Raw genomic sequence first — 16,336 nt, forward strand, 5'->3', positions numbered from 1 at the left:
CTCTAACATTTATTACAACATCTGATGAGCAAGAAATCATTGCCATTGTGGTTATCGTTATTTCTATTGCCATGGCATCTTTGTGGTCAAACGTCTGTAAAAGATACCATTGTTAAGGAGAATTATCATCTGGACTCTGTCGTTGTTACGGGAACGGGCACACTGCACAAGATACATAATGCTCCCGTACAAACAGAGGTAATATCTTCCCGAACATTGAATTCTTATCAGGGGAAAAGTCTGGAAGAAATCCTTTCGGCTATATCTCCTTCATTTGATTTTAATCAGACAGATATGGGTGCGGGGCTACAGATGAATGGTTTGAGTAGTGGTTATGTACTCATTCTGCTCAATGGGCGTAGGTTGCCGCAAACTATGGGAGGACAAGTAGATCTTAATAAAATCAGTCCTTCTTCCATTGAGCGTATTGAGATTGTAAAGGGGGCGGCATCTTCACTTTATGGATCTGATGCTATAGCCGGTGTGATCAATATCATAACCAAGCGTGTTACACACCCTTTTAAATTAGAGAATACGACGCGTTACGGCTCATACAATGATTTACGCCAATTTGATAAGATTGTTTTAAACTCGAAGAGGTGGAGTAGTGAGACTTCATTTACGCTAAAGCGCTCTGATGGTTGGAAAAATACAGACAAAGAGCTTTACAGAAATGTAGTTTATGATAATAGTGTAACCAAGACTGCCAATAAATTCCTGGATTGGAGTATCAGTCAGAGAATAGGATTTATTGCCAATGAAAACCTGAATTTGCATCTCGAAGCCCAATTTTATAAAAAGGATATATACCGCCCCATGGGAAATCCTCAGTATAGTACATTCAATATGGCTTATGTAAGTCAAAGCTATAATATGGGGGGAAGATATGAGTTAGGAAGGAAAAATTATTTGCTTTTTGATGTCAATTACAATTGGGATGAATATTTACATAAATATAAAGCACAGACTCATGAGGAATATGTTGATAGTCAGGGAAGTATTTATCATCCCGTTTTTTATGCGGGAGACCATGAACGCCAAACTTTGCAACAGTCTATGATCGCAAATCTAAAAGGCGTATTCAACATACATAATCATCAAATCACCACAGGCGTAGAGTATAATCAGGATTTTCTCAAAGCTCCTCATAGGTTGCAAGGCGACAAGATACAAGATACATATTCATTTGCATTATTTACACAAGACGAGTGGAATGTTACCAAGGGCTTCAATGTCACTTACGGATTCAGAGTTATAGAGCATGAGCATTTCGGTTTCAGATTTAGCCCCAAAGTTTCGTTGTTGTACAAAGTAATGCCGGGACTAAACTGGAGAGCCACTTATGCCTCAGGGTTCAAGACTCCTACTTTGAAGGAACTGTATTATCGGTATGAAAAGACAATGATGTCTAAACTCGTTCTGTATCTTGGTGATAAAAATCTGAAACCTCAACTCTCAGACTATTTATCTACAGCAATCGACTATAAGCAAGGAGATTTTACAATGTCACTAAATTTATTTTACAATAAGATTCGCCAAATGATAGCTTTGGTGGAAATCCCAACAGAAGCTTATGATCATGTCAACGAAATAGACAGAACTATGATGTACAAAAACCTTGAAAATGCCCATAGTTCAGGACTGGAGATCAATGTGGATTATAATTTTTTGAAGTATTTTAGTATTGGCGGTGGATACAGCTATAATGACGCTTCAGGAAATCTACTGAATGCTGATAATAAAATAGAACATATCAGGATTGATGGAAGTGCCTTTCATCATGCTACCTTAAGAGCTACATGGAACAAGGATATCACTAAAACATATACGATAAAAGCGTCGATTTTCGGACGTATCCAGAGCAAAAGATTTTATAAGTCATATGGTGATGCTCCCGGATACAACTTATGGAGGCTCAATACGGGACATGCATTTAAATTATCAACCCAGAATAAACTTGAACTTAATGTGGGGGTAGATAATATCTTTGATTTCAAAGATACCAGACCTTATGGATATAACTACGGTACCAAAACACCCGGAAGAACATACTACCTCTCTCTCAAATATGAATTCAGACATTGACAAACATTCACATTATTAACTTATAGTATTTATTATTTATGAAAAAGATTTGGATCATTACATTAACTGTTATTTCAAGCCTTTTTTTCTTGTCGTCATGTAGTAAAGATGATGACAAAAAGGAAGACAGACAACCTGTAAAGGTCGTAAAGCAGCATGAAAAAGCTATTCTTTTGGCTACATTTGGCAGTACTTGGGAAGGCCCTCACAAAACATATCAGAATATTCGAGATGCCTATAAAAAAGAATTTCCCGACTATGATATCTATTTCTCTATGACATCAACGAAATGTATTACGCGCTGGGGGGCTAAAACTCATGAATATTTTGCCACTCCTGACCTTTGGCTCAAAGCCATAGGTGAAGCAGGATACAAAGAAGTCAAAGTACAATCATTGCACGTGATACCCGGTGAGGAATTTGGTAAACTTCGTGATTTTTATATCAAGGATTTTATGAATCAATTTCCTAATGTAAAGGTTTATGCTGGTCATCCTTTATTGTGGGATAAAGATGTTGATATCCCTGTTGTGGCAAAAGCCTTGAATGATATATACAAAAGCTTGGTACATAAAGGAGAGGCTGTTGCTTTCATGGGACATGGCAATCCTGATGTAAGGTATGACTTTGGGAATGTTCGTTATCGGGAGATTGAAAAGGAACTAAAAAGTAAGTACAACAAAAATTACTTTGTGGCCACGGTAGATTATGGTGAGATGCTCATCGATTATTTAGTTGACGAAATAAAAAGTTCTGTAAAAGCTGGTACACACGTCAATCTTGTACCACTGATGTCAATAGCCGGTGATCATGCCAACAACGACATGGCCGGTGATGAGGATCCGAAAGAGAAACCTGAAGATCAAAGTTGGAAAGTAATTCTTAAGAAAGCCGGTTTTTCTGTTGATAAGGATAATATTTACATCAAAGGATTAGGCGATTACCCAGAGGTCCTAAAAGTTTGGATCAAACATACTCACGAGGCCGAGGAAATAGAATAAGGTCGGCCCGGACTAAATTTTAGATTATTTAGTCGCCCCTTAAAATCGTGTTTATTTTCTGATATACAGCAAATTGCACTCTTCTATTCTTTGATAAATCTGCAAGTTTTTGTATCTTTGGATGTAGAAACTTGCAGATTTTTTTATGATACGCCCTACTCAAACAGTTCAATCACTGTTCTCTTCGCTGGACGATTTGCTCAACCAGCAACATCCTCTGTATAAACTTTCCCATAAAATCGATTGGAAAAGATTCGAAGAGGCTTTTTCTTCCTTGTATTGCCCTGACAATGGTCGTCCCGGTAAGCCTATTCGTTTAATGTGTGGTCTTTTAATTCTCAAGCATTTGCGCAATATTTCAGATGAATCTGTTGTAGAACAATGGAGTGAGAACGCTTATTTTCAATATTTTTGTGGCATGCAGGAGTTTACACCCTCCTTTCCCTGCAATGCCTCGGAGCTGGTTCACTTCCGCAAACGTATCGGCGAAAAAGGGATAGAGCTTATTCTTGCAGAAAGTATTCGTGTGAATGATGACAAAAATGAGAAGGATCACCACGATACCGCTTTTATAGACTCCACCGTGCAGGAAAAGAATGTGACTTATCCTACAGATGCCAAGTTGCATAAGAAGATAGTAGGCCAGGTTCTCAAAATCGTAAGGGCTCTCAATCTACCCATTCGTCAAAGCTATACTTTCGTATTGAAAAGAATTTATCGGGATCAACGTTTTCGCAACCATCCCAAGAACCGTAAGAAAGCTCTTAAAGCGGATAAACGGTTACGAACAATAGCGGGACGTTTGGTTCGGGAACTTAAACGAAACCTGGGTAATAACAGGGAGTACGACAAACTCATTTCCCTCTTTGAAAGGATTCTTTCGCAACGGCGTAATTCCACTCAAAAGATTTATTCTCTTCATGAACCGGATGTTCAATGCATCAGTAAAGGTAAGGAGCACAAAAAATATGAGTTTGGAAACAAAGTCTCGATTATACGCTCCATGACGGGAGTGATTTTGGGAGCCTCTTCTTTCCGTAATGAGTACGACGGACATACCATAGAGCAAAGCCTCGATCAGGGGAAGAGACTCACGGGAGAAAGGATTAAGAAACTGGCCGGAGATAGAGGTTACCGTGGGAAAAAAGAAATAAACGGTACGCAAATATTGATTCCAGACACTCCAAAAGCTAAAGACAGTTATTATCAACGTAAAAAGAAGCATCGACTTTTCTGCAAGCGTGCAGGAATAGAACCAACTATCGGACATTTGAAGTCAGATTATCGCCTGGGACGTAACTTTTACAAAGGGCTCTTCGGGGATGCTATCAATGGAATGTTAGCTGCAGCGGCATATAACTTCAAAAGAGCCATGAAGCTTCTTTTGTACCTAATAAACAAAATCAGCGAAACACTCCCAATGGAGAGGATTGCGCTGAAATGTGCTTTTTAAGGGACGACTAAGTAAAGTACTAAGATTTAGGGTGCTAGTATTTCTGCAATCTGTCCTTCCTTCATGGGGATAGCTATTTCACGTTGCTTACCTTGTAACTGCTTTATTTGTTTACCGTTGATCAAAATCCTATACCGGTAACAATGATCAGGCAATAAGACTTTATGTGTATAGGCGCTTTGGGCTCTAATTTTCAATGATTTGAGTACGCACGGTTGTGTTTGATCCCAATGTAAATCACACTCAGCATTGCCAATAACTCTCAGTCCTTCGATCTCTCCTTTTTGCCATGCTTTGGGAAGTGCAGGCAAGGGTTTTATGTATCCTGTTTCGCTGCTTAGCAACATTTCCATGATTCCCGAAGAGCCTCCGAAATTACCATCAATCTGAAAAGGGGGGTGAGTACAGAAGAGATTGGGTAGAGTACCACCACGTACTTCAAGGACTTTGCCTGTTTGGGGATCGAGCTTTTGAGCGGGTCTTAAAAGCATATTGAGTAAACTTAGAGCTTTTTCTCCATCACCCAATCTTGCATAGAAATTGATCTTCCAGGCCATAGACCATCCTGTACTGCTGTCTCCTCTTTTTTCCAATGTGAGTTTTGCTGCAGTGCTGAGATCTGGAGTTTTTTCGGGTGTGATTTCATTGCCGGGAAATAAGCCATAAAGGTGCGAAACATGTCTGTGATTAGGCTCGGCTTCCGTATAGTCTTGCATCCATTCCATTATCCGTCCGTCTTTGCCTATCGTGGTGGGCTTGATTTGCGTCAGTTTCGAGGCTAAAAGATCTCTAAAATTTTTGTCGGGCGTGTTGAGAATCTTGCCGGCTTCAATAGTATTGTGAAATAATTCTCGGATAATTTGATTATCCATGGTTGAGCCTGCGCAAACGCTTGCTTGATCTCCTTCCAATGTGATAAAAGAGTTTTCGGGAGATGTAGTTGGGGCATTGACGAAATATCCATTTCGGGGATCCTTGACTAAAACATCATTGAAAAACAAAGCAGCCTTTTTCATGATGGGGTAAATTCTTTTCAAATAAGAGATATCCCTACCGTAAAGGTAATGATCGTACAAGTGTCGGCATAGCCAAGCAGCACCGGTATTGGTAGCTCCCCAACTCGGATGTTCGCCCGGGGCAGTAAATTGCCATAGGTTTCCCAAAATATGTGTTACCCATCCGTTAGCATTATAAAAGCAACGTGCAGTCTTTTCTCCACTTGGAACAATACCTTCAATCCAACGGATGAGCGATACTACAGATTCGGTATAATTACCTTTTTCTGCAGGCCAATAATTCATTTGCAGATTAATATTGAGATGGTAATCACCATTCCATGGTGCCTGAATTGTTGTAGTCCATAATCCTTGGAGATTGGGTGGAAGTGCATTAGCTCTTGCAGAAGATATTAGAAGATATCTTCCGAATTGCATGTACAGGGCGGCAAGGCCTGGATCGGCTGAGGGATTTTGATTGTATTTACTCAAACGTATGTCTATGGGATCTTCTTTCATGTGGGACATACTCCCTTGAATATCTACTTGAACTCTATTCATTAGCTCCCCAAAAATTTTCTCATGTTCAAGTTGTAAGTTTCTGAAAGAAATTTTTTGAGCTTGATTGATTTGAGTTTTACCGAGGTTGAGAAGATTGGTTTGTTTATTATAATAATTGGTATTATGAGCTGTATAAAGAGTGATCTCAGGAGCATTCACTATAGCGATATAATTTTTGGAATTGATGATTTTTCCGCCTTGAGGTAACTTGGCTGTGGTGATAATTGTATATCGTAACCCTTCTCTTCCATAACCATCATTTAGGGCTCCCGATAAGATCAACTTATTATCTTCAATGATTTGTCCGCCGCGTTCGGGGCGAGAGAGTCCTATTTTAATAGTGTCTGATAGAGCTTGAGTGCTATTGTGAATATGAATAATATTGACATCCTTGTTGTATGATGAAAACAATACTCTTTCCCGATAAAGCTTTCCATTGACATCAATCGTTTCTTTACTAATCCCTTTCATGATGTCCAGACTTCTCCGATATGAGGATACAGAATGGATCATAGGGGAGGATTGAATATTTAAGAAAGCTCCTACTTCATAACTTCCGTATGGAGCACGAGCTCCGCTTCCCAAAGCACTACCTTTACCTCCGCATACAAAAGTATTGTACATCAGATCTTCGGCAACTTTATTTTTGCCATGGAAGAGCAATTGCCTAATCTTTTCCAAATGTTTTACCGCTGATAGATTGAAGGCAGAGGGATCAATAGAGCCACTCCACATAGAGCTTTCATTGAGTGTTATGAGGGTATTAGTAATTCCTCCGTCGGACATCATTCCCTGCCGTCCGTTGCCTAAAGGAATCTGATCATTAATATCCTTGCCCGGTTTATCAAAATAGTAACCAAGATGCTCTTGGGCAGTGGAAAAAAAAGACACTGTCATGAATATCACAAGCCCTTGAATTATCCTCACAATGTTTTTCATGATTTGCCGATTTTTAATGGAGGGTAGATACCCCTTTATTCATTTGTATATTATAAAGTTTAGCATACTCACCGTTTAATGCTAATAACTCTTGGTGTTTGCCTCGTTCGATAATTTCACCTTTGTCAATCACACAAATCATATCAGCATTTATGATGGTGGATAAGCGGTGTGCTATGACAATGGTAGTTCTGTCTTTCATCAACGTTTCCAAAGCTTCCTGAACGAGCCTTTCAGATGTTGTGTCCAATGCTGAAGTCGCTTCGTCGAGAATAAGTATAGGTGGATTTTTTAGTATGGCTCTTGCTATGCTCAAACGCTGTCTTTGCCCTCCGGAAAGTTTACCGCCACGATCCCCAATATTCGTATTGTATCCTTGGGGCATTTCGTCAATGAATTCATCGGCATGTGCTATATTCGCAGCACGTTTTACTTCCTCTTCTGTAGCAAAGTCCACCCCGAAAGCAATATTGTTATAAACACTGTCATTGAATAATATAGCCTCCTGATTTACATTGCCCATAAGTTCTCGCAACTCGTGTACAGTAGTATCCCTGATGTCCGTACTATCTATCTTGATGCTTCCTTGTTGGATATCGTAAAAGCGAGGTATCAGATCCACAAGTGTACTCTTGCCTGATCCGGAGTGCCCTACCAATGCTACAGTTTGCCCCTTATTTACGGTGAGATCTATATCTTTTAGAACCCATTCGTTTTGATATTTGAACCAAACTTTCTCAAACTGTATTTGCTTATTAAAAGTAATATGTAAGGGGTTTTGAGGATCTTTGATTGTATTCTCTGCAAGGAGTATCTTATCAATCCTTTCCATGGAAGCCATCCCTTTTTGGATGGCGTAGGCGGATTTGCTGAGTTCTTTTGCCGGATTGATAATGCTGTAAAAAATAACCAGATAGTAGATGAATGTAGAAGCATCGATTGAACTTTGATTATTCAAAATTAATGACCCTCCATACCAAAGCACTATAGCTATGGTAGCAGTACCTAAAAACTCGCTCATGGGATGGGCTAGTTGCTGACGAGCTGAGACTCGAACGGTAGTTTTTCTGAATGTCTCGTTCGCTTTACCGAAGCGACTTCTGATTTTATCTTCAGCATTGAATGCTTTGATTATACGTAGTCCCGCTAAAGTCTCTTCTATTTGGCTCATAAGACCTCCCCACTGATTCTGAGCGTCAAGGCTTTGTTTTTTCAACGTTTTGCCTACACGCCCCATAATGAATCCGGCCACAGGAAGTAGTATGAATACGAAAAGGGTCAGTTTCCAACTGATGGAAAACATGGCAAAAAGATATACCAGCATGAGAATAGGGTTTTTGAGTAGCATATCCAATGAACTCATAATCGAACCTTCTACTTCATTTACATCGCCGGATACACGGGCTATGATATCTCCTTTCCGCTCTTCACTGAAAAAGCTCAAAGGTAAGGCGATGATCTTATCATTGATTTGATTTCTGATATCTCTTACAATACCTGTCCGGATAGGAATCATAGAAAACATAGCCAGATAAGTTACTCCGACTTTGACCAAAGTGAGCACTACTAACATAATACCCAACCAAATCAAGGTTGTAGAGGCTCCTTGGGTAGTGATAAGATCTCCTATATACCAGCTGAAATTATTGAAGAGAGCATTACCATATTCTTTGAATCCTCTGATAGAATTGAGCTGGATATCATCAGTGGGTATATATACTGTAACTCGCCTTTCGATATTGAAAAGTATACGCAGTATAGGGATAATCAAAGAAAATGAGATCAGATTGAGCAGTGCGCTGAATACGTTAGCTATAACGCTGAGCATAAGGTAACCCTTGTAAGGCGGTACAAACCTTCGGAGTATATGGAGAAACTTTTTCAATTTGTATATCGTATTAAATACTTAAACAGAAACGAAGATACTAACTTTATTTATTAATCTGTATAAAGTAGTCCGTGTATTCACGGACTGTTATAGGAATGTTTCTGACATGTAGCCCGTGTCATAAATAATATTTGACCTATACGCTTAATATTTCTAAAAGTATGGAGCTCTTTATTAGTCGTTTCAGCAGTTTTTTCTTTTTAGAATTATATACTCAATAGGTATATATAGGTTGCACATGGGCAATTTGTGTTATCTTTGAATATCGTAATAATATAAATCCTTTTTGAAATATGGAAGATAATATTCTTGGTTATGATGATATGGCTTCAGTTGCTTTCATTCGCAATTATATCCCTCAGGATTTGAAGGAAAAGCTTTCTGATGATGATATTGTGTATATCGTGGACTTGATATATGACTTCTACGAAAGCAGGGGGTATATGGATATGGAAGACGACGATGATGAGATCGTGGAAATCGATGAGGATGAATTGGTCGATTACGTTGTGAAGAATGCGCAGAAAGATAAGGTGGGTAAATTCGATAGTGATGAAGTTCGCTTTATTATTCAAGGAGAACTTGAATACTGCCAAAGCGTAGATATGTTTGAAGAGTAAATAGGTTACATGGGTAAGAATAAGCTTGCTAAATTTGCGGAGATGGAGACGTTTCCTCATGTGTTTCAATTCCCTTTTGCACGTTTGCAGCAGGAAGATTTCCCACTAAAAGGCGAATGGAGTAAATCATTTTTCAAAAACGACAATCCTATTGTGGTGGAGTTAGGTTGTGGCAAAGGCGAATATGCCGTGGGATTGGCTCGTCGTTTTCCTCATAAGAACTTCATCGGGATGGATGTCAAAGGTGCTCGTATATGGACAGGAGCAAAGGAATCTTATGAAGAAGGACTGGACAATGTGGCATTTATTCGTGGAGAGATTGAGATGTTGGAGTCTTTCTTTGGTTCAGACGAAATAGATGAGATATGGATTACTTTTCCAGATCCTCAAATGAAAAAGACTTCGAAAAGGCTTACTTCGACCCGTTTCCTCAATAAATATATGAGTGTGCTTAAACCTGAGGGTATCATTCATCTCAAAACCGATAGCCCGTTTTTGTACATCTATACAAAAGCTCTTGTAGAGCTAAATCAATTGCCTATACAAGTGATTACAGAGGATCTCTATGCTTCAGGCAAAGCAGATGAAATCCTCGAAATAAAAACTTATTACGAGCGACAGTGGTTAGACCGAGGGCTTACTATAAAGTATATACGATTTGCACCGATACATAATGATGAATTAGTGGAACCTGATATAGAAATAGAGCCCGACAGTTATAGAAGCTTCAGTCGGTCACGAAGAGTACAATAGATATGACTACATTATACCCACAATTAATATTGGACGCACTGAGTAAAGTGCGTTATCCCGGTACCGGAGTAGATCTGGTTTCTGCTGGTATGATAGAAGATGATATTCGCATAGATGGAAACAAACTAAGTTTTTCTATTATTTTTGATAAACCTAATGATCCGTTTGTAAAATCTGTAATCAAAGCTGCCGAATCAGCTATCCTGACTTATATAGATCCTGAGATTGATATCAAAGGCAACATCAAGGCTGTGCTCAAGGAGGTAGCTCCTAAGGCAGATCCGAAGGTGCTCCCTGACGTAAAGAATACGATAGCAATATTTTCGGGAAAAGGAGGAGTGGGCAAGAGTACCGTTTCTGCTAATTTGGCGATTGCCCTGGCACGCCAAGGCTATAAAGTAGGGCTCTTGGATGCTGATATTTTTGGACCTTCAATGCCCAAAATGTTTGGTTGTGAAGATGCAAGGCCTGTTTTGGTTCCTGTAAACGGAAAGGAAATGATCGCTCCCGAAGAGGTTTATGGAGTGAAATTGCTTTCCATCGGTTTTTTTGTGGACAAAGAATCTCCCGTCTTGTGGAGAGGAAGTATGGCAAGTAATGCCCTGAAGCAACTTATTACAGAGGGAAATTGGGGTGAGTTGGATTACTTCCTCATAGATATGCCTCCGGGGACGAGTGATATTCATCTTACCTTGGTCCAGCTATTGGGGCTAACAGGTGCTGTGGTAGTAACTACTCCACAGGATGTAGCTTTAGCTGATGCTGTAAAAGGTATAAGTATGTTCGTTGATGATAAGGTGAATGTGCCGGTATTGGGATTGGTCGAAAATATGGCTTGGTTTACTCCCGCTGAGCTCCCTGATAATAAATATTATATCTTTGGGAAAGATGGAGGAAAAAAGCTCGCAGAAAGATTAAATATCCCTCTTTTGGGACAAATACCTTTGGTGCAGAGTATCCGTGAAGCGGGAGATGAAGGTGCACCTGCAGCCCTTCGTGAAGATACGGTAACGTCAATAGCTTTTACCGATTTGGCTCATAAACTTATCGATGCCGTGAGCAAACGTAATGCAGGTTTGGCTCCTACTCAAAAGGTAGAGCTAACAAAGAAGTAGAGAAAGAACTATTATATAAATTTAATAAAGCAGCAGATCGGTCTGTCGCGCAAGATAGATATTCTGCGAGGAACGTCCGGGCAACGCAGAGCGCCATACTTCCTAACGGGAAGCTATTCGTGAGGGTAGAGTAACGTAACAGAAAATAACCGCCGGGCTGGTCTCGGTAAGGGTGAAAAGGTGAGGCAAGAGCTCACCGGTTGTCCAAGCAACTGGGCAAGCCGTACGTCTTATGGGTTGTAAGATCATGTAAACCGACGCTATCAGGGTTGCTCGCCCGATGTTGGAGGGTAGATCGCTAAAGCTGTTTGGTGACAAACAGATCAGATAAATGACAGACGCTTTCGACTGGGGAAACTTATCGGAAGTACAGAACCCGGCTTATAGATCTGCTGCTTTTATTATCTTTAACATTATTAACTACGAAGACATTCATGGCTAAATTCAGTATTGGTAGATTTATACGCAAAGCCAAGATTGCTTATTACAGAAGCTTTCGTTTCATTACATATGATATGTGGCGACTTACAGATGAGGAGCTCAAGAGCTCTCAGAAGTTGCCTGTGAATTCTCTGAAAGCATTATATCTGGCAATAAGAGGATTTATCAATGATGATTTGAGTAGCAATGCTTCTGCTCTTACATACAGCACCGTATTGTCTATAGTACCTTTCCTTGCAGTAATTATAGGCATAGCTAAGGGCTTTGGACTCCAAAAGGTGGTCTATGAAGGACTTATTAATAATATACCCAGCCATGTGCATGAACTCGAAAAAGCTTTTACTTATGTAGAGAATTATCTTTCACAAGTTCAGGGAGGTGTTTTCCTGGGATTCGGTCTTATTATTCTTTTGTACACGGTTATTAGTCTTGTGTCTACTGCAGAAGACTCCTTCAATCGTATTTGGCAGGCTCCCAAAAGTCGTCCTTGGTCTAGGAAGATTGTTGACTATCTGTCTTTTTTCATCATTATGCCCCTTGCTATCACCGTTTCCAGCGGGCTTACTTTGGTAATGACTACTATCCAAAATACTTTTTTTAGTGATTATATCTTCTTTGCCCCCATATGGTCATTTATGTTTAACCTTATCCCTTATTTGGTTATCATATTCACTTTTACCACAATTTATATTCTTTTGCCCAATGTAAAAGTGAAGTTTATGCCTGCTTTCATATCAGGTATTGTTGCGGGGATAGGATTTCAGATATTCCAATCATTATATATAGGAGGGGTATTATGGATATCAAAATATAATGCCATATATGGTAGTTTTGCAGCTTTTCCTTTGTTGCTGTTGTGGGTGCAACTTTCATGGATGATATGTCTTTTTGGTGCACAACTCAGTTTTTCTATTCAGAATGTTGGTAATTTTGCCTTTGAAAAGTCCAGTGAAAATGTTTCTCGCCGTTATCTTGATTTTGTAGCAGTGATAATGGCTGCACAGATCACCAAGAGATTTGTAAATTCCGTTACACCGCCTCATAGAGTGGAGACTATCGCTAATGAGTGTAAAGTCCCAATGAAGATGGCTAACAGAGTGATCAAACTGCTACTTGAGATCGGGGTGATTGTCGAGGTCAACTATGGAGATGAAGATGAGTCCGGTTATTATCATCCTGCTATAGACCCCAATAAGCTCAGCGCAGGATATGTTTTGGATCTTATAGATCGCAAGGGGTCCGAGGATTTCAAAATTGATCGTAAGGATCAGTTTCATCGTGAATGGAATACTATTCTTGCTTCCCGCCAAGGGTTTGTGATGCCTGATGCGAAAATTCTTTTGAAAGACCTGTAATATCCCTTTGAAATATTGATTATATTTGACACATTAATTAAAATATCTTTTCTGTTTATATGACATATCGATTCATATTACTGTCAGATGAAAATGACTTTTTTAAGAGAGAAATTGAGATCAATTCTGATGACACCTTTCTCTCTCTAAACAATATTATCCTTGATTCCGCCGGTTATGACCATACGGAAATGACTTCTTTTTTTCTTTGTGACGAAGAGTGGAACAAAGGTCAGGAGGTTACCTTGATGGAGATGGAAACATCTTCTGAGGAAGATAACTATGTGATGGATTCTACACGCCTTGAGGATCTTATTGAGGATGAGCATCAGCATCTCCTGTTTGTATTTGATATGCTCTCGGAGCGTGCATTTTTTATGGATTTAGTAGAGATCATTCCCGGCGAGACATTGGATAAGCCTCTTGTAATACTGAGTGAAGGCTCAGCTCCCGAACAATTGTCTTCTTTGGAATTTGCTGAGACTCGTGTAGCTTCTTCTTCGAGCATCAATGATATGTTTGATGAGGAAGGTATTGACTTTGATGATCTGGATCCTGATGGTTTCAGCGGGCTTGACGATGGTTCAGCCAACATTGATGATATTCTCTAAAGAGAAGTTTTGGACTCAAAAATAAAAAATTTAATTGTCCTGTTAGGATCTACCGGCATTGGTAAGACAGAATTGAGCATATCTCTTGCCAAAACACTGGGAGCACCAATAATTTCAGCAGATTCTCGGCAAATATACAAAGAAATCCCTATAGGCACAGCGGCTCCCTCAATTACGGAGAGGCAGGCTGTGCCTCATTATTTTGTGGGAACTAAGTCGGTATTTGACTACTATAGTGCCAGCATGTATGAGCAAGATGTATTGAATCTACTCGATGAGCTTTTCCTTACTTATGACAACGTTATTCTTACGGGTGGTTCCATGATGTATATTGATGCTGTTTGTAAAGGTATGGATGATATCCCGGATGTGGATCCTATCATTCGTAAGAGTCTTTATGAGCGCTATGATAGCGAAGGGCTATCTCTGATTGCAGAGGAACTCAAGCTGTTAGATCCGGTTTATTATGAAAAGGTTGATAAAAGCAATTATAAAAGAGTCATCCATGCTATCGAGATATGCCTGACTACGGGAAAGCCCTTTTCTTCATTTCATAACAACGCCTTTGTAGCACGACCATTTAATATAATCAAAGTGGGACTTTGGCGCGAACGTAAAGAACTGTATGATCGTATCAATGCCCGGGTGTTGAAGATGATAGATCACGGTTTAGTTTCAGAAGCTTGTGCAATGTACCCTTTTCGTGATCTCAATGCTCTTAACACGGTAGGATTCAAAGAAATATTTGAGTATTTCGATGGCGATATATCTTTGGATGAGGCTGTGTCAAAAATTCAGAAAAATACAAGGGTTTATGCCCGCAAGCAACAGACGTGGTGGAAAAGAGACGCTGATATTGTCTGGTTTCCGCCCGAAGATTCTCATGCGATTGTCGAGCATATCACGCAACATATTAGGTAGGATTGATGTACTTGGTCGTTCATATCTAATATGAATCAAGTCCTTCAAAGTTAATCTATAAGACTACTCCCAAGCTCTTAGTTAGGTTGCATTATTTTCTTAACTATCCTTTCCCTAAAGGCTAACTGTGATTTCTCAAAAGCCTATTAAAAAAAATAACAAACCCTAACTAGTCGTCCCTTAAAAAGCACATTTCAGCGCAATCCTCTCCATTGGGAGTGTTTCGCTGATTTTGTTTATTAGGTACAAAAGAAGCTTCATGGCTCTTTTGAAGTTATATGCCGCTGCAGCTAACATTACATTGATAGCATCCCCGAAGAGCCCTTTGTAAAAGTTACGTCCTAAGCGATAATCTGACTTCAAATGTCCGATAGTTGGTTCTATTCCTGCACGCTTGCAGAAAAGTCGATGCTTCTTTTTACGTTGATAATAACTGTCTTTAGCTTTTGGAGTGTCAGGAATCAATATTTGCGTACCGTTTATTTCTTTTTTCCCACGGTAACCTCTATCTCCGGCCAGTTTCTTAATCCTTTCTCCCGTGAGTCTCTTCACCTGATCGAGGCTTTGCTCTATGGTATGTCCGTCGTACTCATTACGGAAAGAAGAGGCTCCCAAAATCACTCCCGTCATGGAGCGTATAATCGAGACTTTGTTTCCAAACTCATATTTTTTGTGCTCCTTACCTTTACTGATGCATTGAACATCCGGTTCATGAAGAGAATAAATCTTTTGAGTGGAATTACGCCGTTGCGAAAGAATCCTTTCAAAGAGGGAAATGAGTTTGTCGTACTCCCTGTTATTACCCAGGTTTCGTTTAAGTTCCCGAACCAAACGTCCCGCTATTGTTCGTAACCGTTTATCCGCTTTAAGAGCTTTCTTACGGTTCTTGGGATGGTTGCGAAAACGTTGATCCCGATAAATTCTTTTCAATACGAAAGTATAGCTTTGACGAATGGGTAGATTGAGAGCCCTTACGATTTTGAGAACCTTGCCTACTATCTTCTTATGCAACTTGGCATCTGTAGGATAAGTCACATTCTTTTCCTGCACGGTGGAGTCTATAAAAGCGGTATCGTGGTGATCCTTCTCATTTTTGTCATCATTCACACGAATACTTTCTGCAAGAATAAGCTCTATCCCTCTTTCGCCGATACGTTTGCGGAAGTGAACCAGTTCCGAGGCATTGCAGGGAAAGGAAGGAGTAAACTCCTGCATGCCACAAAAATATTGAAAATAAGCGTTCTCACTCCATTGTTCTACAACAGATTCATCTGAAATATTACGCAAATGCTTCAGAATTAAAAGACCACACATTAAACGAATAGGCTTACCGGGACGACCATTGTCAGGGCAATACAAGGAAGAAAAATCCTCTTCGAACCTTTTCCAATCGATTTTATGGGAAAGTTTATACAGAGGATGTTGCTGGTTAAGCAAATCGTCCAGCGAAGAGAATAGAGATTGAACTGTTTGAGTAGGGCGTATCATAAAAAATCTGCAAGTTTCTACATCCAAAGATACAAAAACTTGCAGATTTATCAAAGAGTACAAGAATGTAATTCGCTGTATATCAGAAAATAAACGCGATTTTAAGGGGC

The 16,336-nt window shown here is 39.7% G+C and carries 12 protein-coding genes and 1 other RNA gene; 10 read left to right on the forward strand and 3 right to left on the reverse strand.

All coding sequences use genetic code 11. The features are described 5' to 3' along the window. Positions 1 to 24: 24 nt before the first annotated feature. From VYJ22_RS05690 to VYJ22_RS05700, 3 genes are all read left to right on the forward strand, one after another. A complete protein-coding gene (locus tag VYJ22_RS05690) occupies positions 25 to 2,085 on the forward strand; it encodes a TonB-dependent receptor plug domain-containing protein (RefSeq protein WP_329902935.1) in 2,061 nt (686 codons plus the stop codon). Between the two features lie 38 nt (positions 2,086 to 2,123). Further along, positions 2,124 to 3,086 carry a sirohydrochlorin cobaltochelatase gene (locus VYJ22_RS05695; protein ID WP_329902936.1) on the forward strand — a complete coding sequence of 321 codons (963 nt, stop codon included), beginning with the start codon at positions 2,124 to 2,126 and terminating at the stop codon, positions 3,084 to 3,086. 145 nt (positions 3,087 to 3,231) lie between these two features. Further along, positions 3,232 to 4,539: an IS5 family transposase gene (locus VYJ22_RS05700; protein ID WP_329902937.1), complete on the forward strand. Its 1,308-nt coding sequence runs from the start codon at positions 3,232 to 3,234 to the stop codon at positions 4,537 to 4,539. A gap of 26 nt (positions 4,540 to 4,565) precedes the next feature. Here VYJ22_RS05700 and VYJ22_RS05705 read toward each other — a convergent pair whose 3' ends face one another. Beyond that, the gene (locus VYJ22_RS05705; RefSeq protein ID WP_329902938.1) at positions 4,566 to 7,034 is read right to left on the reverse strand and encodes a glycosyl hydrolase family 95 catalytic domain-containing protein; all 2,469 of its coding nucleotides are present in this window, start codon (positions 7,032 to 7,034) and stop codon (positions 4,566 to 4,568) included. A gap of 13 nt (positions 7,035 to 7,047) precedes the next feature. Then, entirely contained in the window at positions 7,048 to 8,919 is a 1,872-nt protein-coding gene (locus tag VYJ22_RS05710) for an ABC transporter ATP-binding protein (protein ID WP_329902939.1), read from the reverse strand. 296 nt (positions 8,920 to 9,215) lie between these two features. Here VYJ22_RS05710 and VYJ22_RS05715 point away from each other — a divergent pair, with 296 nt between their 5' ends. From VYJ22_RS05715 to miaA, 7 genes are all read left to right on the forward strand, one after another. After that, entirely contained in the window at positions 9,216 to 9,542 is a 327-nt protein-coding gene (locus tag VYJ22_RS05715; RefSeq protein WP_329902940.1) for a hypothetical protein, read from the forward strand. Positions 9,543 to 9,551: 9 nt separating this feature from the next. Beyond that, on the forward strand, positions 9,552 to 10,295 hold the full coding sequence (gene trmB / locus VYJ22_RS05720) for a tRNA (guanosine(46)-N7)-methyltransferase TrmB (RefSeq protein WP_329902941.1): 744 nt from the start codon (positions 9,552 to 9,554) through the stop codon (positions 10,293 to 10,295). 2 nt (positions 10,296 to 10,297) lie between these two features. Next, on the forward strand, positions 10,298 to 11,410 hold the full coding sequence (locus tag VYJ22_RS05725; protein ID WP_329902942.1) for an Mrp/NBP35 family ATP-binding protein: 1,113 nt from the start codon (positions 10,298 to 10,300) through the stop codon (positions 11,408 to 11,410). 29 nt (positions 11,411 to 11,439) lie between these two features. Continuing rightward, positions 11,440 to 11,810, forward strand: an RNA gene (rnpB, locus tag VYJ22_RS05730) — RNase P RNA component class A. 34 nt (positions 11,811 to 11,844) lie between these two features. Beyond that, complete coding sequence (locus VYJ22_RS05735) at positions 11,845 to 13,206, forward strand: YihY/virulence factor BrkB family protein (protein WP_329902943.1); 1,362 nt, start codon at positions 11,845 to 11,847, stop codon at positions 13,204 to 13,206. 59 nt (positions 13,207 to 13,265) lie between these two features. Further along, positions 13,266 to 13,817 (forward strand): IS1096 element passenger TnpR family protein, encoded by a 552-nt coding sequence (locus VYJ22_RS05740; protein WP_329902944.1) that lies wholly within the window; start codon positions 13,266 to 13,268, stop codon positions 13,815 to 13,817. A gap of 21 nt (positions 13,818 to 13,838) precedes the next feature. Further along, positions 13,839 to 14,738, forward strand: a complete 900-nt coding sequence (gene miaA / locus VYJ22_RS05745) for a tRNA (adenosine(37)-N6)-dimethylallyltransferase MiaA (RefSeq protein ID WP_407989460.1) — start codon at positions 13,839 to 13,841, stop codon at positions 14,736 to 14,738. A 180-nt stretch (positions 14,739 to 14,918) separates the two neighbouring features. On the opposite strand, the gene VYJ22_RS05750 is transcribed toward miaA, so the two are convergent. Further along, positions 14,919 to 16,226, reverse strand: a complete 1,308-nt coding sequence (locus VYJ22_RS05750; RefSeq protein WP_329902946.1) for an IS5 family transposase — start codon at positions 16,224 to 16,226, stop codon at positions 14,919 to 14,921. Positions 16,227 to 16,336 lie beyond the last annotated feature (110 nt).

Source organism: Porphyromonas pogonae (assembly GCF_036320655.1).
GTDB classification, from domain to species: domain Bacteria; phylum Bacteroidota; class Bacteroidia; order Bacteroidales; family Porphyromonadaceae; genus Porphyromonas; species Porphyromonas pogonae.